Source organism: Bacillus thuringiensis (assembly GCF_001182785.1).
Lineage (GTDB): Bacteria > Bacillota > Bacilli > Bacillales > Bacillaceae_G > Bacillus_A > Bacillus_A thuringiensis_S.
In genome coordinates this window covers 1,722,905-1,746,189 of the sequence record NZ_CP012099.1, presented here as the reverse complement: position 1 = coordinate 1,746,189, position 23,285 = coordinate 1,722,905, and the positions used below count along the sequence as shown (strand labels likewise).

Sequence of the window (23,285 nt, the reverse complement as noted above, 5' to 3'; positions counted from 1 at the left end):
ATGCCCTCATAAATTTGAAGGCATAGCTTTTTTATATTAAATCATTAAAATATCTCGAATTTCTTCCTCTGTGATTGAGGACAATTTCTCTTCTCCCGGCTCAATCACTTCAGCGATTAAATTTTTCTTACTTTCTTGCAGTTCATGCATTTTCTCCTCAATTGTTCCCTGAGCTACTAGCTTTATAACTTGCACTGTATTTTTTTGTCCCATTCGATACGCCCTATCGGCCGCTTGTTGTTCAACAGCTGGATTCCACCATAAATCATATAATATTACTGTATCTGCACCAGTTAAATTAAGTCCGGTACCACCAGCTTTTAAAGAAATGAGAAATAGATCTCCTTCTCCTTCGTTAAACCGATCGCACAGCTCTACACGTTCCTGCGCTGGTGTACTCCCGTCTAAATAAAAGTATGGAATTGCTTGTCGATTTAACTCACGACCAATAATGGAAAGCATCTTCGTAAATTGAGAAAAAATTAATATTCTCTTCCCTGTACTTCTACATTCCTCTAAAATCTCTAACAATTGTTCAAATTTAGCTGAACTTCCTTTGTAATCATCAACAAATAAAGCGGGATGACAACAAATTTGTCGCAATCTCGTTAAACCAGCTAAAATTCTAATTTTATTTTTACGTAACGTGTCTTTGTCTAAATGCTTTAACGTTTCTTCCCTTAACTTCGCTAAATAAGCAGCATAGAGACTCTTTTGATCGGGTAATAACTCCGATGATTGTAAGTGCTCTATTTTCTCTGGCAACTCATTTAATACGTCCCCTTTTAATCGTCTTAATACGAATGGTTTCACTCGCTTCGCTATATCTTCACGCCTTAAATCACCGAACTCTTTTCTTCCTGGTAATAATTCCGGGAAGATGACATGGAAGATAGACCATAGCTCTTCTAATGAATTTTCTACAGGTGTACCAGTTAGTCCGAAACGGTATTCAGCTTGAATTGTTTTCACAGCTCTTGCCGTTTGCGTTGTAGGGTTTTTAAACGCCTGTGCTTCATCAAGAAATAGTGTATGAAATGGTCTTGCATATAATCTTATATCTCTTCTCAGTAATGGATATGACGTGATTACGACATCAAATTCCGTTATATCTTTCAAAATTTTCCGGCGCTCTGCTTGGTTTCCATCTGCAATAACTGCTCTAATATGCGGGGCGAATTTTTTCAATTCACTAAACCAATTATAAACAAGAGATGATGGTGAAACGACTAATATTGGCAGTTTCTTTTCTCGAATCTCAGTCAAAACAGAATCTATAAAAGCAATGCTTTGCAACGTTTTTCCAAGTCCCATATCATCTGCTAAAATACCGCCAAAACGGTAATGAGCAAGTGTTTTCATCCATTCGAACCCGTATACTTGATACTTTCTCATTTCTGCATTTAAAGTATTTGGCACAGCAAACTTTAATTTTTTCGGGTTTTGAATGTTTTCTACTAACTCTTGAACTGAATCATCCAAACTTAAAACATTACCTTCATGAAGTCCGTTCATCCATTTTACACTCCGAATAAGCGGAACATTTACCTCTTCTCCATGTAAAAATTCTTTCCGAATACCTGATTCTTTTATAAACTGATTAATTTCATTAAACTCTTTACTCTCTAGCGACAAAAACGAACCGTTCGCCAATCGATAATATTTACGTTTCTCTTCAAGAGCCGCTAATACACCTTTAATTTCTGCTTCTGGTATTCCTTTTATATCAAAACGAAATGACAACCAATCAATTCTTTCTTTTCTTCTCACTCTAATAAGAGGAACTGCATCCCCTTTACTAATTCGCAATTTGATTGCTGTCGTCGCATAAATATCAACTAAACCTTTTAATGTTGGCACGACGTGATATAAAAAGTTATACTCAGCTTCTTCATTATGCATAAAGTAACCGCCTTCTGTTTTTGCAAAGGCACTTTCACTCATAATGTCTAAAATCTCTTTTTCTTTTTTCTCATCACGATTAAAAACAGACGGCTGTCCATCCTCTTCTAGCGGATTAATCATGACGTTCCCATAGTGAAATTCAAGGCCTGCTAATAAGCGATTTTTCACGCGGTCTAAATACAATTTCGCTTTTAGCGAAGGTGTTTCAACACGATCCGATATTACTTCATCAATGTGTACAGTTCCGAGTTTCATTAATCCTGGTACAACTTTCGCGACGAAATGTTCCATCTTACTTTCTGGAATATAAAACTGATTACTATTTGAGCGACTCATCATCTTTTGTAATTCAATAAGTCGCATACAATCTTCAATGTGTAAGTGATATAATTTCCCATCATAAAGTGCATTGTTATACATATCCATAACTTGCACACGATTTAGACCATCTATATGAAGTGTAAATCCGCCATTATTTCCCTTCGTAAATTCAAAGTGTAACGGCAACAAACCTTTTGAAACTTGTAATCCCTGAAACAGTTGTTCATTTTGTTTCAGCTGTACATATTCAACTTTAGAAAGTGAAGAGAGCATATCTTTCCATGAAGCTGGTGGTATAAATATCATACTTTCATCTTGTTTCGCATGTACTTCTAGCGCATCCTCATACATTTTTTCGTTATGATACATTTTAATGAGCTGCTGAATAATTGCATCCGTTTCTTGTTTAAAACTATGTACATCTGGTGTATATGTAAATTCATTTGAACAATGAAAAAACTCTCTTTTCTCCACCTTAGAAAGAAATTCTCTAATATGATTTATGAAATACACTTTGGCAAGTTTCAATTGAATTCCAAGTAGAGCCCCACCACTTCTCGTAGCTACTGGTGTACATATAAACTCAACATCTAATATTTCACGTGTATCAAAACGGTGTTGTTTACTTTTTGGCCTCAGTGGTTTGTCCGCAAACAGCTGAAACATACCACTTGTCAATTGATCGCTTCTGTTACTAGCGGAACTCATTCCACCTGTTTGTTGATTATAGTTTATTTGTATTAATACTGCTGCAACATGTTGACAGTACGTTTGAAAAGACGCTAATGAAGGACAACTACATTTCGCAACAACATCACCCTTTTTAGCTTTTTCTACTGTAACATGGAAATCCTCGTTCCCTTTTACTGTCGCCTCGCAAATTTCTTTATTTTCATCATAATGATTTATTATCACTTTATTTGATTTATAATAGGCTTCACCTCTTTTATATGAGGTCTCTCCGCACACTTCTTTAATAATCGATTTATTCAATGTGAAACTCATCGCTTTGACACTTCCTTAATATAAAACCATTTTCTCTTACTTAACATTTTACATGCTCCACGAGAAAATATAAAATGTTGATTTAACAAAAAAGATGCTTATTTATAAGCATCTTTTTCACTCTATCTCCATCAACCTCTTCGCCTCAAAATACAACACTTGAATAAACTTCTTCGTATTAATTCGCGTATGACCAGAAGGTGCGAGTTCATCTTTCGTCATTTCTGTCATCCGTTTTCTAACTACAGTGAAATCGAAAAATTTTGGAGCATAGCTTTCAAATTTTGGATTTGAAAAGTCTGTTAATCCTAAAGAAGCCAAATGATTTAACGACTGATAAATAGCTCGACGTACTCTTTGTTCAGACGCTTTTTTCTCTTTATCAATATCCGCATCTAAAGCTATATCCCCTAATTTCCTTATCGTAATATGATGAAAAATTTCTTTTAACGCAGGAAAGCCAAACTCAAATGCCTGTGCCTTTTCTTGACCATATAAATATTCCAGCATACTAAGTAAATCTTTACTTCCATTCTCTCCCGCAATACCGAGTTCTGATAGTAAAAAGCGCCCTAAATCCCCTATCTTTTTTCCTTCTTGCACTGATTCAGTACGCAATTGCGGTGTTTCCCACTGAAACACGTTATTCAATGATTTTTGAATATCATGTATAGAACGCTCCAATCTAATACGCTCCATCACTTTGCGTACAACAGATACAACTTCGATTTTATTTAATGGTTTTGTAATATAATATTCTACACCAAGTGTATATGCCTCACCTATAAGCTGCTTCGATTCCACCTGAGAAATCATAATGATTTTCCCCGTAAAAGTTGATGCAATGTGACGAACTGTTTCAATTCCGTCCCTCATCGGCATCAACAAATCAATAAATAAAATATCTACTTTTTTAAAATTTAGTTGATCGGCTTCAATAAAAGCTCCGTCATCCGCCTCACCAATTACTTCTCCAAGATCTCCATCTTCAATAATTTGCGAAAGCATCGAACGAAAAACTTCATCATCGTCTACGATATAATAAAACAAATCTATTCCCCTTCCCGCTTTAAACTATCCTCCGGTAAACAAACGATAAACTTACATCCTCTTTTATTTTCTCGGTCTTCTAATTTCACTTCTCCGCCTAGCTCTGTTACCATTTCATTTATGTAAGAAAGCCCAATACCAGTTGACGGTGTTCCCGTTTGATCATACTTGGAAGTAAATCCTGGCTTAAATACTAATTTCTTATACTTTTGTGTAATACCAGGCCCATCGTCAATTACTTCAAAAAATATATGCTGATTTCTTTTATATAGCTTAATAATAACGAAACCTTTATCTTCAATTGCTTCAACAGCATTCGCAACTAAGTTATTAAAAATTGATAGCACTGTATACACATGGTATGCAGCATGCTCACCTTCTATATGTTTAGAAAAACGTATATCCTTTTCTAGCATTTCAGCATACTTCTCATTTATTCTAACAATCATCTCTGCTAACTCATGTCCTTCTACATATTCAGCCACATTTTTATCTAATAACAGTTTAGATAATCCTGCAAATATCCTTTGATTATCCTTTTTTATTTCATGCACTTCCCCTGCTATTTTCAATGCTGTTTTACTATTTGAATCAGCGCTTACTTGTAAATTTCGATATAGTTGATATGCTTCTTGTGTAATTAACTCCGCATTTTGTAACGTCTTTTTCAAATGAACAGATTCCACATATAAATTAGAAAGATGCATTAACATATTTTCATTTTCTTTTCGAACTTGCGATTCTTTTAATTTCGTTTCATATAAATTCATCATATTTAAAAAACCAAGTGCAAAGAAACTACGAAAAATAGCAATAATAATAAGTTTATTTACTTCAGAAATCGTTATTGTTGTACCGAGTACTAACATGTGATAAAACGCAAGTTCTGACATACTTGCAACAATTTCAATTGAAATTCCAAGGCATCCAATAATGATTGGTTTCTGATGGAACTTATTTACCCTGCAAAGCGAAAAAAGACTGCCATAAATAAAATAATAGAAGAACACAGGATAACGCAAATAAAATGATTCTGTCATATAAAATGAACCTTGCATAATCCAGTCAAGACATACTCGGAATAAGACTACAGATATACCAACAAGAATACCTGCAACTCCTGCTGGTACTCTTCTTAAAAATAATAATAAAAAGAAGAATAGCGGTGTACCGAAGCTAACTCGAAACGTATCATTAAAGGGATGAAAGTTCAGCTCCCCAGCAATCGGAACAACGACCATTAATATAATTAAAAGGGACATATCTTTCTTCCATAATTGATTCCAATTCAAAGGTGCCACTTCCTATACTTTTTTCAGTAGTAAAAGCGAAAGCCCGCTTATTGTTATAAACGGGCTTCGTTTCTATATTCTAACCTTTTCTACCGCTTTTATTTGGCGATACTCTGGCTTCCACATTGCTTCTTTCACTGCCATCTTGATATCGTTATCACTTAAGTTCACTCTTGCAACACCTTCTGCAACTGCAACTTTCGCTACTTCAATTGCAACCATTTCTGAGATATTACGTAATTCTTCGACCTCTGGTAAAATAGGTGCTCCTGGCTGACTTGTATCTACCATACTTGCAACTGCTTCAGCAGCTGCTGCGAACATTCCATCTGTCATAATGCTTGCACGTACTACAATTGTTCCAAGACCAAGCCCCGGGAAAATAAGTGCATTATTTGATTGTCCAATCACATACGTTACACCGTTATATGTAACTGGTTCAAATGGACTTCCTGTTGCAACTAACGCTCTTCCTTCTGTCCACTCGATTACATCTGCTGGTTTTGCTTCAGCAAGCGGTGTTGGATTCGACATTGGTAAAATGATTGGTCTTTCTACGTGAGAAGCCATTTCTTTAATAATCTCTTCTTTAAATGCGCCTGCAACAGTTGATGTACCAATTAAAATTGTCGGTTTTACATGTTTCACAACTTCAGCAAGTCCGATCACATCATTTTGCTTCCACTCACTTACTTCCGCTTCTTGTCTTGCGTACGGAATTTGGAAATCAAGAAGATCTTCCATATTATCTGTAACTAACCCGTTACGATCAATACACCAGAAACGCTTATATGATTCTTCTTCAGATACGCCTACGCGGACCATCGCATCTCTAACTTGATCTGCGATACCGATTCCAGCCGTACCAGCACCAAATACAACAACGCGGTGTTCACTTAATGGTACACCAGAAGCTTTCACTGCCGATAATACTGCGGCAAGTGAAACTGCACCTGTACCTTGAATATCATCATTAAACGTACAAACGTCATGACGGTATTTATCTAAAATTTTTCGTGCGTTACGAGAGCTAAAGTCTTCCCAATGTAAAAGTGCTTTCGGGAATTGTTTATTTACTGCTTGTACAAACGTATCAATAAATTCATCGTAAGCTTCACCTGTTATACGAGGATGACGATTTCCAATATAAAATGGATTGTTTAATAGTTCCTCACGGTTTGTACCTACATCTAAAATTACCGGTAATACGCGGCTAGGATCGATTCCAACTGCTGCCGTATAAACAGCTAATTTTCCGATTGCAATGTTAATACCACCAACGCCCCAGTCACCAATTCCTAATATGCCTTCTCCATCTGTTACAACGACTAAATCAATGTTCTCAGCTGTTGCACCAATATTGGTGAATGCTTCTTCAATACCTGATGGATCGTTAATCGATAAATAAACACCACGTGGTTTACGATATTCATGACTATATCTTTGAATTGCTACACCGACAGTTGGTGTATATACAATCGGTAACATTTCACGTAAATGATCTGTTAATATACGATAAAATAATACTTCATTTCGATCATGTAACGCAGTTAAGTATACATTCTTTAATAAATCATCCGGCTGAGAACTAAATTGTTCGTATGCTCGGCGTTCCTGTTCTTCTAACGTTAAAACCGCTGGCGGTAATAACCCTTTTAAACCTAACTCTTCTCTTTCATTTTGTGTGAAAGCTACCCCTTTATTTAAAAGTGGTGTTGATAATACTTCTGCTCCTCTTAATGTTGTTTCTAATGCACCATTAGAAGCTACTGTAAACTTGCTCATAACATCCCTACCTCTATTCATATATAGCATTTCTATATTGTAAACAAAAAAGAGGGGCTTGTCCCCCCTCTTCTTTTAATTTTTCTTTAAAAGAGTTGCTCCTGCAATCCCCGGATGTGTCATTTCGAATGGATCTAGAATTAACTCTAAGTCTTCTTGTGACAGTACACCATTTTTAACACAAAGTTCTCGAACGGATTGCCCTGTCGCGATTGCTTCTTTCGCAACGCGAGCTGCAGCTTCATAACCGATATGAGGGTTCACGGCTGTAATAATTCCTACACTTTTCTCAACATACTCTTTTAAGCGATCTTCATTCGCTTCAATTCCTTTTAAGCAATTATCTGTAAAGGCACGGAAACCGTTATTCATAATGCTAATTGATTGCAGTAAGTTGAAAACAAGTACTGGTTCCATAACGTTTAATTCTAATTGTCCTGCTTCTGAAGCAAGGCAAATTGTATGGTCATTACCAATTACTTGGAACGCAATTTGATTAATAACTTCTGGCATAACAGGGTTTACTTTCCCTGGCATAATAGATGAACCTGGTTGACGAGCTGGTAACATAATTTCTGCTAAACCAACACGTGGACCTGATGCCATTAAGCGAAGGTCATTCGCAATTTTAGACATATTCATCATACATACTTTAAGTGCTGCAGATACTTCAGTATAAGCATCCGTATTTTGTGTCGCATCTACTAAATCTTCTGCACCAACAAGCGGTAATTCACTGATTGCAGCTAAATGTTTTACAACTGCTTCAATATATTCTGGATCTGCATTTAAGCCTGTACCAACTGCAGTTGCCCCCATATTTACTTCATATAAATGTTGACGCGATTGTTGAATTCGTTTCATATCACGTTCAAGTACGCGAGAGTATGCTTTAAACTCTTGTCCAAGACGAATTGGCACAGCATCTTGTAAATGTGTACGACCCATTTTAATAACATGGTCAAATTGTTCTGCTTTTAATTCAAATACATCATGCATATAACCCATCGTTTGTAATAAGCCTTCTAATGCATTTAACGTTGCGATATGAATCGCCGTTGGGAATGCATCATTTGTTGATTGCGCCATGTTTACATGACTATTTGGACTAATATAGTGATAGTCTCCCTTTTCCATTCCTAATAATTCAAGAGCACGATTGGCAATGACTTCATTTGCATTCATGTTCATTGAAGTACCTGCTCCGCCTTGAATTGGATCTACGATGAAATGATCATGCCATTTTCCATCAAGAATCTCTTGAGCAGCTTCTGCGATCACGCCACCCTTGTTCAATTCCAATCTTCCTACATCTGTATTAGCAAGTGCTGCTGCTTTTTTTACAATTGCGAATGCTCTAATTAAACCTTCATGGATTTTGTATCCTGTAATTGGGAAGTTTTCAACTGCACGCATTGTTTGTACGCCATAGTATGCATAGTTTGGTACTTCTTTTTCACCTAAAAAATCTTTTTCAATTCGAACACCATTTTTAACTTCAGTTAATGTTGCCATGATTATTCACTCCTTAACGATTTCTTATGCTGCTTTTGTTTCTTTGACTGTTTCTACATATTGTTTTGCTTTCTCATTATCGAATTCGCCTTCCCACTTCGACATAACAATGGCCGCTAATGCATTTCCTAATACATTGACAGATGAGCGAATCATATCTAAAATGCGGTCAATTCCCGCAATTAATGCGATACCTTCTAGTGGTAGCCCCATTGAACCTAACGTTGCTAATACAACAACGAACGATGCACCTGGAACTCCCGCCATACCTTTGGATGTTAACATGAGAACGAATAATAACGTTATTTGCTCCGTTAGTGACATGTGCACACCGTACATTTGTGCAACAAACAATGCCGCTAACGCTTGATAAATAGCCGATCCAGTCAAGTTAAATGTATAACCTGTCGGAATTACGAAAGAGGCAACTGCCTTTGGACAACCGAACTCTTCCATTTTTCTCATTATATTAGGTAAAACAGCTTCTGAACTTGCTGTCGTAAACGAAAGAATCAGTTCTTCTTTTAAAATTTTTATTAATGTAAAAATGTTTACTCCAACCATTCGTGCATTAATACCTAATACAATCACAACGAATAGTATAACAGTTACGTATACAGCTAGCACTAGTTTTCCTAGCGGAAGTAATGTTGCTACACCAAATTTTGCAACCGTAACGGCAATTAATGCGAATACACCAAATGGTGCAAATTTCATAACTTGATTTGTAACCCAAAACATTGCTTCGAGTACACCTTCAAAGAAGTTAAAAACAGGCTTTCCTTTTTCCCCAATTGCCGCAACTCCTAAGCCGAATAATACTGAGAAGAATATAATCGGTAATAGGTCACCTTGTGCAATCGATTCAAATACGTTTTTTGGTACAATGTGAACAATTGTCTCAGCAAAACCTTTCTTCTCCGTTGCATCTGCTGTTTGTTTATAAGAAGAAATATCACTTTGCTGTAAATTACTCATATCAACACCAGTACCTGGTTGGAATATATTCGCTGCAAGTAATCCCATTAAAATAGCAATCGTCGTAATAATTTCGAAATAAAGAATTGTCTTACCGCCCAGTTTCCCAAGCTTTTTCATATCTCCTACACCAGCTACTGCAACAATTAATGCTGAAATAACAATTGGTACTACAATCATCTTAATTAAGTGAATAAATATATCCCCAATTGGTGTGATATAAGAAATCGCCGTTTTATTGCCATAAAAGACTGCCCCTACTACAATCCCTAAAACAAGCGCGACAAAAATTTGTGTTGCCAATCCGAATTTTTTCATTTATGTTCATCCCCTTCATGCGAACGCTTTCAATTTGAATTTATAAAAGCTACTCACACATCTTATAAGCGAACCTACAAAATCATACAAAAACCTACAAGTTTGTCACAAAAAATTCGAATATTTTTCTTCTTTTTTTCATTGACACCATTTTGTTAAAAAACGATAAAATAAACTTGATAAGTAATCAGATTGTTTCGTATAATCAAAAAGATATATACTTACAACAAATCAAAATGAAAAGGAGTGGATGTTATGAAAAACTATACAAAGCAATTCGTCCTATCTTCTTCTTTTCTTTTTCATTTTCTTAAAAAGGAACAAAGGCATTCGCCTTTGTTCCTTTTTTATTGCGATCTATATAGGGGGAATTGTTATGAGACCATATAAACGTGTCTTAATTAAATTAAGCGGCGGTGCACTTGCCGATCAAACTGGAAATAGCTTTAACTCCAAACGATTAGAACATATCGCAAACGAAATTTTATCCATTGTTGATTTAGGTATCGAAGTATCCATCGTCATCGGTGGCGGTAACATTTTTAGGGGGCATCTAGCTGAAGAATGGGGAATCGATCGCGTAGAAGCTGATAATATCGGTACGTTAGGTACAATCATTAACAGCTTAATGCTTCGCGGTGTTTTAACAAGTAAAACAAATAGAGAAGTACGCGTTATGACTTCCATTCCATTTAATGCAGTAGCTGAACCATACATTCGCTTGCGTGCAGTCCACCATTTAGATAACGGTTATATCGTTATCTTTGGAGGCGGAAACGGGCAACCGTTCGTGACGACAGATTATCCAAGCGTACAAAGAGCCATTGAGATGAATAGTGATGCCATATTAGTCGCAAAACAAGGTGTCGATGGCGTCTTTACAAGTGATCCAAAGTATAATAAATCAGCAAAAATGTACAGCAAACTAAACTATAATGATGTCGTTAGACAAAATATACAAGTTATGGATCAAGCGGCATTACTGCTTGCCCGGGACTACAATTTACCAGCACACGTCTTTAACTTTGATGAGCCTGGAGTCATGAAGAAAATATGTTTAGGCGAACATGTGGGGACGTTGATTAATGATGATGTTACGATGCTGGTGCATGAGAAATAATGATTTCCCACCAAAAAGGGTGCCTTTTGTAGGCACCCTTTCCTAATTCATCGTTACAAATAAAAATCAACCAATCCCGCCACTTTTTCCTTACAACGTTCCCAAAAAGATAACTTCTCAAAAAACTCTTTCGTCATTTCTTTTGAATCACGAAAATCCTCTGTTAATGCCTTATTCACGTCCGATACGATAGTCCCGCCATGAATATACAAATTCATCTCATCATTTATATAGAAGCTACGGGCAGTAAAGTTTGTTGTACCTATAACAGTTAACTCATTATCAATTAGCATTAACTTTCCATGAAACATCCCTTTTTTATAACCATATACCGTAATCCCGTTATTAACAGCTTGACGTATGTACGGATATGCCGCCTCTTTAATAAGGGGGATATCTGGTTTATATGACCAAAGTATTTTTACTGTAACACCACGTTTTTGCGCTTCAATTAAAGCATTCATTAATTCTTTATTTTTCGCTATAAAATAAGGTGTTGTAATGACGATTGAATGCTTCGCTTGCTTTATTAACTGTATATATGTTTCAGCGACGTAATGCCCATTGTAACTAGTCATAGTATGTAATGTATTCCCTTTACTAGCGTTATTCGTACTCCTCTTTATCTCTTCTTTCGTATCTCGTTTCCAATCTAAAGCGAATTGCTGTTCTAAATCTTTTGCTCCTTCTCCTTTAAGCCGCAAATGATAATCACGCCAATATCCAAATCGCTTATCTTTCCCTAAGTACTCATCTCCTATATTAAATCCGCCTGTATAGCCAATTTCTCCATCAATTGTCGTAATACGGCGATGATTCCGATGATGAAGTGAATAAAATCCGAATGGCAATGCAGGTTTTCTACTATATGTAAAATGTACACCACTTTCCCGCAATTCATTTATCATCTTCCTTTCAAATGATAAATCATTAATGCGATCAACTGATAAATAAACGTTTACTCCTTCTTTTGCCTTCTCTTTTAATAAGTTTAAAAAAGTATGGCTACTTTTATCATCCGACAAAATGAAGAAATAAGTGTAGATGGAGCTTTTCGCTTTTTTTATATCTTCAAATAGCTGCTCATATAATGATTTTCCTTCTACATATAATTGAAAGTCACTATAGTGAGATGCATACTCTGTCGGCATGTTTTTCCCAGCTTCCATTTTCCTACCTAAGGTAACATCGATATGCATCCAAATTAAAATAAAAACAAAAATAGCAATAATAATAGAAGTAACTCGCAATATTTTTTTAATCATTTTGATTTCCTTCCGATCAAATTACTTTCTACTCTGTAGTGTTTCATTTAAATATGTTTTCATACGAAATGTATTTCTATTGATACCAAACGATTAAAGGAGAGAGAAATATGAAAAGAGGAAAAATCCCTATTGTTTTTATCCCAGGTCTTTTCGGTTCAATGAGTAATATTATTATTCCAGGTACTGGTGATTGGAGTTTTGGACTTTCTGCATTTGTTTACGAACCATTCATCATGATGTTAGAAAGTATGGGGTACGAACGAAATAAAGACTTGTTCATCTGTTTTTATGACTGGCGGCAGCGCATTGTTTTTTCTACACAAAAATATTTATTACAAACGATTGCCTATGCTAAAAAAATTACAGGGTGCGATAAACTAAATCTAATGTGTCATAGTATGGGCGGGCTTCTTGGACGTTCTTACGTTCAAAGTGAAACATATAAAAATGATGTGAATCAACTTATAATACTCTGCACACCAAACGCTGGATCTCCACCAAATTATAGTTATTGGACTGGAGGTAGTCTCCCTATCCATGCCTCTTCTAAAATAAATATCGTTCATTTTTATATGGAACAATATATTCGTTACTTAAGCATCTTACATAAAATGAATAAGGTTGAGGCGATACATCTTTACTTTCCAGGATTACAAGATGTTATTCCTTGTAAAGATTACGGAAATTATTTATTTATAAGATCTGACTCTTCTCTTATATTTCTTCCTTATAGTAATATGCAAACGAAAAACCCTTTCCTCGATACATTAAATGAAAATAGATTTATTATACAAAAAAGAAATATTGAAACTACACTCATTGCCGGAGATGAAGAGGAAACAATTCAATATTTACAAGTTATCCCTTCACACTCCAAACTGAAATGGACAGACGGCAAAGTCGTCGGTGATTTACTTACAAAACATGGTGACGGTAACGCTGTTTTACATAGCGTTTTTCTTCTAGAGGGAAATAAATATGTTGTGCATGCTTCACATAATGAAGTGCTCTACAAAAGCATTCCTATATTACAAAAGATACTCTAAATTACAAACAAAAAAGGTATGGCATTAAGCCACACCTTTTCACATTAAACAAAATTCCTCGCATCATTATTTCTTCCAAACTTATAAATCGCAATTAAGAAGAACGCAATTGCAAAGGCAAATAAAATTAAAATGTTTAAATACAACTCCGAGAACGGCATTCCTTGTTGTAGTTTTGATACTGTATCTAACAACCAGCGCTGCGGAAGAAAATTAGCTACTTTTTGTACTGCATTTGGCATAATGTCATATGGGAAATAACATCCAGCAAGTAAGCATGTTGGTACAATGACCATGTTTTGCATCGCATTTGCCGATGCTGAGTTTTTCGAAAAAGCTACAAGGACTAATGATATTCCAATTGCGATTAATGCAAATAGCATTAGTACGCCCATCATCACTATGAAAGGCATATTGATATTCGTATGAAAAACATTCGTTAGGAATAGGATTGTAATCAAAATTTGTACTGTTAGTATTATCATATTTACCCCGACATTAGATAATATGAATTTCTTCCCATCTATCGGCGTTGATAATAGTCTAAAGTACGTTCTATTCTCTTTTTCTTTTAAAATATGACCTGATAAGTTCGCTGCTGAAAACAGCATAAACATAATAAGGTAACCCATCGTTTGATTTGTCATATCTTTATTTTTCGAAGTATCTTCTAGCGTCTCAGTTTTCATTTTAAATGAACCTTTTTGATATCCTGCGTACATATTATCAAATATACTTTGATCTGTTCCTGCTACTTTACTAATAGCTGCTATATTATCAATATAATTATATAAATATGTTTTTATAAATCCTGTTACTTGATCACCTTTAATCGATGAAATTTCAATATGATCTGGTTTCCCTTCTCGAACACTTTTTGAAAACCCAGAATCTAACGTAATAACTCCATCAAGTTTTTTGGAAGTGAGTTTATCTTCTACTTCAGACTCCTTAACCTTACTCACATTCACATGATTTAATCCTTCTAAAAACTTTATCGTATCATTTGCTATCGGCTCATTTTCTTTATTTACAATCCCAATATTTAACGTTCCTTGCCCTGCATTTCCGTATATCGAGAAGGAAATGAGCGTCCCTATTATCGGCAAGCTAATTATAATGAGTAAACTTTTTTTATTTTTCAAAAGCACAGATAACGTTTTTTGTATGAGCCATAAAATATCCTTCATACTATAGCCCCTCCCGTCTACGTAATGCAATAATTGCAATTAATAAAAAGAGTGCTGATATTCCAAGGTTTAAAGAAATGACTGGTAGCGCTGCCCCTACATCATTCGCATAAATAATTTTCATAACAGCTGTATTTGCCCACGTTAATGGTGATAAATTCGTAACGAAATTTTCTTCTACTACGAAATATGCACCACCAAAAATAGAAGCCAATTGCACAACAACCATAATAATTGCCCTAGACGCTTCAGCTGTTTTCGTAATATATCCGATTCCTAAACCGAAGCTAATTGCTAGAAAAACTTGTGTTAATAAAATAAGAAATATGATTCCAAGATGGTCGCCCCAATTCGCTTGAAAAACAAATTTACTAAATAACATGACGAGTAATATGCACAGGGCATTTGCTACTAGGCTACCAAGTACTTTTCCAATGAATATTTCAGCTTTACTTATAGGTGCAGCAATGAGACGATCTCCTGTTTTACGTATTCGTTCTCCTCGAATTAAAGAACTCGCCCCCATCGCAGCATATAGTGCAATCATCGTTGTCATTACAACCGCATAGTAATCCATAGAACCTGGTTTTTTCGCAGCTTGTAAGGATGTTTCTTTTATATAATCATTATGATTTCCGTTTGAAATAACCGTACTAACCTTAGTAGGATTTACTTTTGCAACTTCGACCGCTACATTGTACTTATCAACAAATGTTGTAAGCATTCCTTCCACAATACTTCCCTCAATACTACTTTTGTCACTTCCATAAAATTTTGCACCATCTTTATTTAACTCTACATAAGCAGCATATTTATTTTGCTTCACTTCTTCTTTCCCATCTATACTGCTGGAAGCTTTTTTAAAATGAATACCTGATTTATCCACTTCTTTCGTAAATGCTTCAAATGATTGAGAAAACGTGCTACTCGCTTCATCTTTATATAGCACTTGTATATCCTTAATCGATTGACTATCGCTATTAAATGCATTACTTAACGCTGTTCCTAACACAAGCATAAGTACAATCGGAAATGCTAACATAAAAACTAAAGTTCTTACGTCTCTGAAATCTCTTTTAATATGCATAATTGCAATATTGAAGATGTTCAATTGATGAACCTCCCTTTACCTTTTCTTCATTTACTTTTTATTTATCTCGTAAGTTTCTTCCCGTCAATGTAAGGAATACTGTTTCTAAGTTGGGAGCCTGCTCCTCTAATGAACGAATTTCAATATCATGATTGATACAGTGTTGAATGATTTTATTTAAATTATTTAATCCCGCATCAGAATTCACTTTAATTACGTTTTCTTCAATTTGAACTGCTTTCACACCGTTGATCTCTTTTAACTTTTCTACATCTAAATTTTCTACTGACTTCACTTCAATCCAAATATCTTTCGTATCAGTAATAATCGCTTTTAACTGTTCTTTCGTTCCTTCTGCAATTACTTTACCGTGATCTACTATTGCTATTTTCGTACAAATCTCTTCTACCTCTTCCATGTAGTGACTCGTATAAATAATTGTACTTCCCATTTCATTCAATTTACGTACTGACTGCAAAATGTAGTTTCTTGACTGCGGATCAATTCCAACTGTCGGCTCATCCATAATAATTAACTTCGGTCTATGAGCAATTGCACAAGCGATATTCAGTCTTCGCTTCATCCCACCAGAAAAATTCTTCGGATAGCTTTTCTGTTTATCACTAAGTCCTACAAATTGAAGAGCTTCCTCTACCCTAGCTTTTAATTCGGCTCCTCGTAATCCGTACAATCCAGCAAAAAATTTCACATTTTCATAGGCAGTTAGCTCTTCATAAATCGCAATATCTTGCGGAACAATGCCGATGTTCATTTTCGCAAATCGATTATGTTTCTTTATATTTTTTCCTAGTATGCTAATTTCACCTTCATTACTTCTTAACAAACCAGCAATCATATTTATCGTTGTACTCTTACCAGCACCATTTGATCCTAAAAAGCCAAATATTTCTCCTTCTTTAATAGATAAAGACATATTATCAACTGCGATGAAATCACCAAATTTTTTCGTTAAATTTTTAATTTCTAATGTATTCATCATTTTCACCCCTATTTCGGTTTCTCTGCTTTTAGTATAAACAAAAAGAATGAACCTGCTCAGTGCAGAAGTTCATTCTTTTCACATGAGAATATTCACTTTTTTCATATGAGATGGTTCATCCTCGTACCATTCTCTTTATATTGGCAACAACATCGTTACTGAAAAACCACTTGTCCCATCTACAATAATTTTTCCGTTTACAGACGCCGTTCGCTCCTCCATCCCCATAATACCGAGACCTTTTTTAACAAGAGCTACCCCTTTTCCGTTATCCTTCACTTGTACCTTTACCATCTTGTTAAGTACATGAATATCTATAGAAATGACTGTCGCATCAGCATATTTCATTGCATTTGTTAGTGCTTCTGTAACATTCTCACCGATAATTTTCCACTGAATGGGAGAAATCATATCTAAGTTCCCTTTGTACACGAAAGGAATATTCACATCATTCTTACCGGCAAATTCCTCTATGAATAATTTCATACGATGAATGCCAATTTGCTCAGTTGGTGGCTTCATATTTTTTAATGTAATGCGAATACTTTCAATTCCATCTTTTGAAATGTGAATTGCATTTTGTAATAACTCCGCAGATTTTTCTTTATCTATTTCCATTAACCTTTTTGCTGCTTCCATTTGAATTAATGCACCCGTCATCGAGTGGCCAATTTTATCATGAATTTCTTGTGATAACCGATTTCTCTCTTCTAGCTTAAACGTGTATTCTGATTGTCTTATGTACTCTTTATTTTCATGTAAGCTTTTCGTCAATCGCTGCATATCTTTTCGCATCTTATCATTTTGTGATTCAAGCTTTACTACACGCGATATATATCGATCTGCAATAGTTAAAACGAGAAAAGAAAATGCAGCAATTAATCCATAAGTCATTCGAATACTTTCATCTGCAATCGTAATTGGGAGCATCATAATGACAAAGCGTGGCCAATTCTTTTCTATGTAATAGAATGTAATTTCGTATGAATTCAACGGTAAAAACAACATAAAAAATGGATGAACCCTCCATGTAAATAACATAACTACACCAATTGACATACAGATTAATATTTTTTTATACGTATCTTTTTTAAATATAGAAATCATTACATTTACAGAGAGGTAAATAAGTAAAGTAAATATAACCCACGGTAAATTTGCTACATTTGCGTAAATATAACTAAACACAATATATAAAAAGACAATTAATTTACTTACAGTTAACCAAAATTCCATATCATTAATCTACTTTCCCTGTTAAGTAATAAATCGCAATTTGTGTGCGATGTTCAAGTCCAGTTTTCCCTAAAACTGATGTAATATAATTTGCGATTGTTCCTTCAGATATAAAAAGCTGTTTCGAAATTTCTTTATTTGAGAAACCTTTTGCAATTAATGCGATAATACTAAGCTCCCTTTCTGTGAAAAGGCTCTTATCAATTTTACATTCTCCCCCTTTACTTTCCATTAAATTAGACTTAATTTTATCGAGGACAACATCTTGCATAACAGTTTGACCGTTATATACTCCTTTTATCGCATCACGAATCCGCTCCGGATCGTTATTTTTTAATAAATAACCTTTCGCTCCGTTTTTTACTGCATCCAAAATATATTCATCATCATCAAACGTCGTTAAAATAAGCGGTTTTGTTTTCGTCTCTTCACAAATGAATTTCGTCGCCTCTACCCCGTTCATATTTGGCATACGAACATCTAATAGAGCGATATCAACGTCGTTCTTTTTGCAATACTCCACTGCTTCTTTCCCATCATTTACTGTATCTACAACTTCAAACTCTTCATATGTATTTAAAATAATTTTCATGCCTTCTCTAATAAAAGAGTTATCATCTGCTATTAATATTTTAATTTTCATGTTTGTTAGTATGGACCATCCCTACTAACATTCACATCCTTTCTTCCCGTAACATTTCCTACTTGCTCATTATATACTTCTCTTTACCATTTTTTCACACCTTTTTTCATCTAGCTCTCCTGCAAAAAATATATTATTCTTTTTTTATAAAATGTGTAGGGTGACTTATCATTCTTTACGTCTATATAATAGAATGCGTCAAAAAGGAGGGAGAGACCGATTGAGGAAAAACAATTAATTGAAAAAGCACAGCAAGGAAGCGAGCATGCTTTTCGTATCCTTGTACAAACATATCGTCATTATATTTTTCAAGTTATCTTTTCTATTTTAAGACATGAAGAAGATGCTAAAGATGTTACACAAGAAGTATTCGTAAAAATTCATACCTCTCTCCCAAATTATCAATTTCGCGGATTAAAAACGTGGATGGCACGTATTGCCACCAATCACGCTATTGATTATAAGAGAAAGAAAGCTAGAGAACACGAAGAACTCTCCTTATGTAAAGAAACAGAGGAAAATATAAAATCCTCTCATAACATTGAAGCTTTACTATTGACGAAAGAGCAAAAATTACTCATTGCTCAAAAACTGAGAGAACTTCCGGAAAATTACCGTGACGTTGTTCTCGCGCATTACTTAGAGGAAAAAAGTTATCAAGAAATTGCTTTCCAAGAAAACATCGAAGTGAAAACAGTAGAAATGAAACTGTATCGGGCAAGAAAATGGATAAAAAAACATTGGAAGGAGGAAGAGTTTCTATGATGCATTATTCAAAAGAAGATTGGCGCAATTATACATTAGATTTTATAGAAAACAATGAACGTGAATCTATGGAAGAACACCTTTATGAATGTGATCATTGTTTAGCACTTTATATGGAAAGTATTGATGAACAACATGAAAACCTTCCAATGATAAATGATGATTCATTTACGAACGAAGTTATGACGCAAATTAATTTTGAAACGCTACAACCTAATGAAAATATAAAAACAAACTCACTAAAACGCACAATTATTCACTACATAATTGCGACTGCAGCTACAATTATTTTTATGGTAAGTGGTTTATTCCAATATATTTTTACAGCGACATCAAATTTCGAGAAATCTTCAAAACATAGCGAGTCTTCTATCTCACAACAAATTGTAAACAAATCGGTAGATACATCAAAAAAGGACGGAGGTTTAAAGCATGAATAAAAACCCCTTTTTAGCACTTGTATTAGGGCTAATTCCTGGGCTTGGACATTTATACTTAAAAAAGCTAGGACGGTTTATTCTATATAGCGGAGGATCTTTATTTCTATTCTCCTTTGCAGTATTTTGTACCATAGTAGTAAGAGGACGTGATATTGCTTTTCTTTCTCTATTTTTACTAGCTGTTCTATGGGTAATTAACTTACTAGATTTAGTTATCACCATTATAAAACAAACGAAAAAACAAGAAGCTGGAGAATTGATAAATTCTTCTAAAGAGAGCGAACGATTTTATATCATTCTCCTATCCATCATCCCTGGACTTGGCCATTTCCAATTAGGACTTATGCAACGCGGCCTTACGTTTTTAGTCGCTTGCGCTGGCTTAGGCAGCATGATTATATTTGTAACATTATTAACATCTCAAGGAAGTTTCCTTATCTTTCTTATTACGTTACCTGTTTTATGGATTTATAATTTCTTTGACGTTGTTCAGCAACTACAGAAAAAAGAACGCGACGAGCAATTAATTGACCGTACTATTTTCGAAGATTTTGAAGAACATCGAGAGCAAGGAAAGAAAAGTAAAACATTTGCTTCTATTTTAGCGATGTTCCCTGGAGCAGGTCATATGTATTTAGGTTTACAACGCCGTGGTCTTCAACTTATGGCAGCCTTTTTACTATCTATTTATTTACTCGACTTATTAAGACTTTCTGCGTTTTTATTTTTAGTACCAATCATTTGGTTCTATAGCTTTTTTGATGCGTTACAGCAAACAGCAAAATACGGAAAAGAACGAGTACAAGACGAACCCATTATCGATTATTTTATAAATCATCAAAGATGGATTGGTATCGGATTAATTACGCTCGGTGGTTATTATTTATTAAATCAAACAGTCCTTCCTATTTTGAATGATTATTTTGTAACTATATTTAATATTCATCTTAGTGAACTATATTATCGCTATTTCCAGACATCTATCGTTGCGCTCCTTTTAATTGGCGGCGGCTTTAAATTGTTACTTGGAAATAAAGAAAACAAAGGTGGGACAAGCGAATGAGGACTTGGCGTGTTGGAACATTCTCAATGGGGCTTTCTATTATATCGTTAGGATGCTTTTTACTATTTTCAGTCGTAAAAGGAATTCAAGTATTAGATACATTAACTGCATGGTGGCCAGTTTTACTTATCATACTTGGAGCTGAAGTTTTACTATACCTTCTATTTTCTAAGAAGGAACAATCATTTATTAAATATGATATTTTTAGTATTTTCTTTATCGGTGTTTTAGGAAGTGTCGGAATTGCTTTTTACTGTTTATTATCAACTGGATTACTAGAAGAAGTTCGTCATTCTATTAACACAACGAGGCAAACGAGTAATATTCCAGACGGACAATTTGATATACCTGAATCTATCAAAAAAATCGTAGTAGATGCGGGACATCAACCTCTAACGATAGAGGGAAATAATACAAATCAAATTCATCTTTTGGGAACTTATGAAATGACGACGAAAGCAAATGAAAAACTCAATTTAAAACGAGATGATTTCCTTTCGGTTCAAACGGCTGGAGAAACGATGTACATCACTTTAAAATCATTACCTGTTCAGCATACGTTATTTAACTCAGCACCACAGGTGAAACCAACGCTTGTTCTTCCGCAAAATAAAAATGTGGAAATTCGCGCTTCAAATAACGAGCTATCTCTTTATCCTGGCCAATTACAAAATAATTGGTTTGTACAAAACAACTCAAGTGTATCTGTTCATTTAGCTAAAGAAAGTGATGTTTCTTTAACAGCAATAACAAATCAAAGAGAAACACACGGAAACACACCTTGGGAGCAAGTAGAAGATTTAACGAAAAAAGAAAATAATTCTTCAGAAGAACATCCAGAATTAAACGAGCAAGAACATTGGTATAAAAATTCGATTAAAACTGGAAATGGGACGTACAAGTTAAATATTGAGAAAGCTTATAATTTGAATATGAGCGTTATCGAAAAATAAGAAAAACCTTCCACAATTGTGGAAGGTTTTTCTTATATAATCGCTTTAATTCCTTCTAAAATTAATCCAATCATAAATCCACACACAGCACCGTTCACACGGATCCACTGCAAATCTTTACCGACATTATTTTCAATCATTTCGATTAATGTTTTATCATCTAACTTATCCAGGTTTTCTTGTACAAGCTTACCGATTTTCGAATGGTTCTTCTCAACAAGATTCACAACTTGTTTTTGTAACCAATCTTCTATTTTTTGAACAGTCATTTCGTCTTCTTTTATTTGATTCATTTGTTTTTGTAAAAATGGAATAACATATTTATCAGCAAATTCTTCATTTTTTACAAAAGTAACTGCTCTTTGTTGCACTTGCTCCAGCATCTCTTTTATTTTGTCAGTAGCATTCCAATTCGCAATCCACTTTTCTTTCCAATTTTCTAATTCCTGTAATAAAGCTTCATTTTCTTTTACATTTATAATTTCTTGACGAATCTTCGCCAATATAAGTTGTCTTGTGCTATTATCCGCATCTTGTAAGCTGTTAATATTACTAATGATAAACTTCTGCAAAATGCCACCAATTTTATCTTCATCTACAATATTCATAAATGATTTCAAAGTAAACTGCAAGAACCCATCTACTTTTATATTTTCCATTGCCTTCATACCTAAGCTTCCGAGTTGGTAACGAGCTTCATCTTGCGCTGTCCAATCTTTCACTTTTACTAATATGTGATCAAGTGTCTTTTCATCATATTCTTGCACAACTAATTGATCAACAAGCACTTGTAAAATGTTACTTGTATTAATTGTATGTAAATATGTTTTTAATTCTTTTTCAATAATAACAGCTAGCTTTTCTGTATCTATTGTTACAATCGCTTTCTCTGCAATCGTTACAATCCCTTTTTTCACAGCATCAGACTGTATTTCTCTTTCAGCAATTTGCAGCACCATTTGTGCTAACTGCATCTCTTTTACTTTATTCGTAATACTTTCTTTCGTCAGCCATTCATTTTCTAACGTATGAATAAGCCCTTTCGTTACCCGTTTACGATTTTTAGGTAGCAATGCGGTATGCGGAATTGGGATCCCCATCGGATGACGGAACAATGCTGTAACCGCGAACCAATCCGCAAGTCCACCAACCAATCCAGCTTCAAATCCCCCTTGTATAATCTCCCCTGCTACCGTTCCTTGAAAAGGGATAGAAGCCGCAAAACCGACACCCATAACCCCAAGCGAAATACCCGCTATATATTTAGTCTGTAATGACATCGTATACACATCCTCTTATTAT

19 protein-coding genes are annotated in these 23,285 nt (G+C 34.8%); 6 read left to right on the top strand and 13 right to left on the bottom strand.

Going from position 1 to position 23,285, the window contains the following annotated elements; all coding sequences use genetic code 11:
• Window positions 1-36: 36 nt before the first annotated feature.
• The 6 genes from AC241_RS09200 to AC241_RS09175 form a co-directional block, all read right to left on the bottom strand.
• Entirely contained in the window at window positions 37-3,231 is a 3,195-nt protein-coding gene (locus AC241_RS09200; protein ID WP_016082106.1) for a DEAD/DEAH box helicase, read from the bottom strand.
• 117 nt (window positions 3,232-3,348) lie between these two features.
• On the bottom strand, window positions 3,349-4,281 hold the full coding sequence (locus tag AC241_RS09195; RefSeq protein ID WP_016082107.1) for a response regulator: 933 nt from the start codon (window positions 4,279-4,281) through the stop codon (window positions 3,349-3,351).
• Window positions 4,282-4,283: 2 nt separating this feature from the next.
• Window positions 4,284-5,582 (bottom strand): sensor histidine kinase, encoded by a 1,299-nt coding sequence (locus AC241_RS09190; protein ID WP_080681731.1) that lies wholly within the window; start codon window positions 5,580-5,582, stop codon window positions 4,284-4,286.
• A 63-nt stretch (window positions 5,583-5,645) separates the two neighbouring features.
• The gene (gene malS, locus AC241_RS09185; RefSeq protein ID WP_050844822.1) at window positions 5,646-7,358 is read right to left on the bottom strand and encodes an oxaloacetate-decarboxylating malate dehydrogenase; all 1,713 of its coding nucleotides are present in this window, start codon (window positions 7,356-7,358) and stop codon (window positions 5,646-5,648) included.
• 75 nt (window positions 7,359-7,433) lie between these two features.
• Entirely contained in the window at window positions 7,434-8,873 is a 1,440-nt protein-coding gene (aspA, locus tag AC241_RS09180; RefSeq protein ID WP_000224200.1) for an aspartate ammonia-lyase, read from the bottom strand.
• Between the two features lie 24 nt (window positions 8,874-8,897).
• The gene (locus tag AC241_RS09175; RefSeq protein WP_000713291.1) at window positions 8,898-10,169 is read right to left on the bottom strand and encodes a cation:dicarboxylate symporter family transporter; all 1,272 of its coding nucleotides are present in this window, start codon (window positions 10,167-10,169) and stop codon (window positions 8,898-8,900) included.
• Window positions 10,170-10,545: 376 nt separating this feature from the next.
• Between AC241_RS09175 and pyrH the strand changes: the two genes are divergently transcribed.
• Window positions 10,546-11,289, top strand: coding sequence for a UMP kinase (pyrH, locus tag AC241_RS09170; protein ID WP_029441957.1), 744 nt, complete (start codon window positions 10,546-10,548; stop codon window positions 11,287-11,289).
• A 53-nt stretch (window positions 11,290-11,342) separates the two neighbouring features.
• Here the strand turns inward: pyrH and cls are convergent, their stop codons facing one another.
• The gene (gene cls, locus AC241_RS09165; RefSeq protein ID WP_029441956.1) at window positions 11,343-12,554 is read right to left on the bottom strand and encodes a cardiolipin synthase; all 1,212 of its coding nucleotides are present in this window, start codon (window positions 12,552-12,554) and stop codon (window positions 11,343-11,345) included.
• Between the two features lie 110 nt (window positions 12,555-12,664).
• Here cls and AC241_RS09160 point away from each other — a divergent pair, with 110 nt between their 5' ends.
• Window positions 12,665-13,603 (top strand): esterase/lipase family protein, encoded by a 939-nt coding sequence (locus AC241_RS09160; protein ID WP_029441955.1) that lies wholly within the window; start codon window positions 12,665-12,667, stop codon window positions 13,601-13,603.
• A gap of 44 nt (window positions 13,604-13,647) precedes the next feature.
• Here AC241_RS09160 and AC241_RS09155 read toward each other — a convergent pair whose 3' ends face one another.
• The 5 genes from AC241_RS09155 to AC241_RS09135 form a co-directional block, all read right to left on the bottom strand.
• On the bottom strand, window positions 13,648-14,793 hold the full coding sequence (locus AC241_RS09155) for an ABC transporter permease (RefSeq protein ID WP_029441954.1): 1,146 nt from the start codon (window positions 14,791-14,793) through the stop codon (window positions 13,648-13,650).
• A 1-nt stretch (window position 14,794) separates the two neighbouring features.
• Window positions 14,795-15,904, bottom strand: coding sequence for an ABC transporter permease (locus AC241_RS09150; protein ID WP_050843224.1), 1,110 nt, complete (start codon window positions 15,902-15,904; stop codon window positions 14,795-14,797).
• A 37-nt stretch (window positions 15,905-15,941) separates the two neighbouring features.
• Window positions 15,942-16,880 carry an ABC transporter ATP-binding protein gene (locus AC241_RS09145; RefSeq protein WP_001093818.1) on the bottom strand — a complete coding sequence of 313 codons (939 nt, stop codon included), beginning with the start codon at window positions 16,878-16,880 and terminating at the stop codon, window positions 15,942-15,944.
• Between the two features lie 138 nt (window positions 16,881-17,018).
• Window positions 17,019-18,119 carry a sensor histidine kinase gene (locus AC241_RS09140; RefSeq protein ID WP_050843222.1) on the bottom strand — a complete coding sequence of 367 codons (1,101 nt, stop codon included), beginning with the start codon at window positions 18,117-18,119 and terminating at the stop codon, window positions 17,019-17,021.
• Between the two features lie 4 nt (window positions 18,120-18,123).
• On the bottom strand, window positions 18,124-18,762 hold the full coding sequence (locus tag AC241_RS09135; protein WP_050843220.1) for a response regulator transcription factor: 639 nt from the start codon (window positions 18,760-18,762) through the stop codon (window positions 18,124-18,126).
• Window positions 18,763-18,981: 219 nt separating this feature from the next.
• Between AC241_RS09135 and AC241_RS09130 the strand changes: the two genes are divergently transcribed.
• From AC241_RS09130 to exsE, 4 genes are read left to right on the top strand one after another with little or no spacing between them, the layout of a single operon-like run.
• Window positions 18,982-19,527 carry an RNA polymerase sigma factor gene (locus tag AC241_RS09130; RefSeq protein ID WP_306236426.1) on the top strand — a complete coding sequence of 182 codons (546 nt, stop codon included), beginning with the start codon at window positions 18,982-18,984 and terminating at the stop codon, window positions 19,525-19,527.
• On the top strand, window positions 19,524-19,967 hold the full coding sequence (locus AC241_RS09125; protein WP_050843218.1) for a hypothetical protein: 444 nt from the start codon (window positions 19,524-19,526) through the stop codon (window positions 19,965-19,967). Before AC241_RS09130 ends, AC241_RS09125 begins: the two co-directional genes overlap by 4 nt.
• Entirely contained in the window at window positions 19,960-21,030 is a 1,071-nt protein-coding gene (locus tag AC241_RS09120) for a hypothetical protein (protein ID WP_016082117.1), read from the top strand. Before AC241_RS09125 ends, AC241_RS09120 begins: the two co-directional genes overlap by 8 nt.
• A complete protein-coding gene (gene exsE, locus AC241_RS09115; RefSeq protein WP_050843216.1) occupies window positions 21,027-21,983 on the top strand; it encodes an exosporium protein ExsE in 957 nt (318 codons plus the stop codon). Before AC241_RS09120 ends, exsE begins: the two co-directional genes overlap by 4 nt.
• A gap of 32 nt (window positions 21,984-22,015) precedes the next feature.
• On the opposite strand, the gene AC241_RS09110 is transcribed toward exsE, so the two are convergent.
• On the bottom strand, window positions 22,016-23,263 hold the full coding sequence (locus tag AC241_RS09110; RefSeq protein WP_050843214.1) for a DUF445 domain-containing protein: 1,248 nt from the start codon (window positions 23,261-23,263) through the stop codon (window positions 22,016-22,018).
• Window positions 23,264-23,285 lie beyond the last annotated feature (22 nt).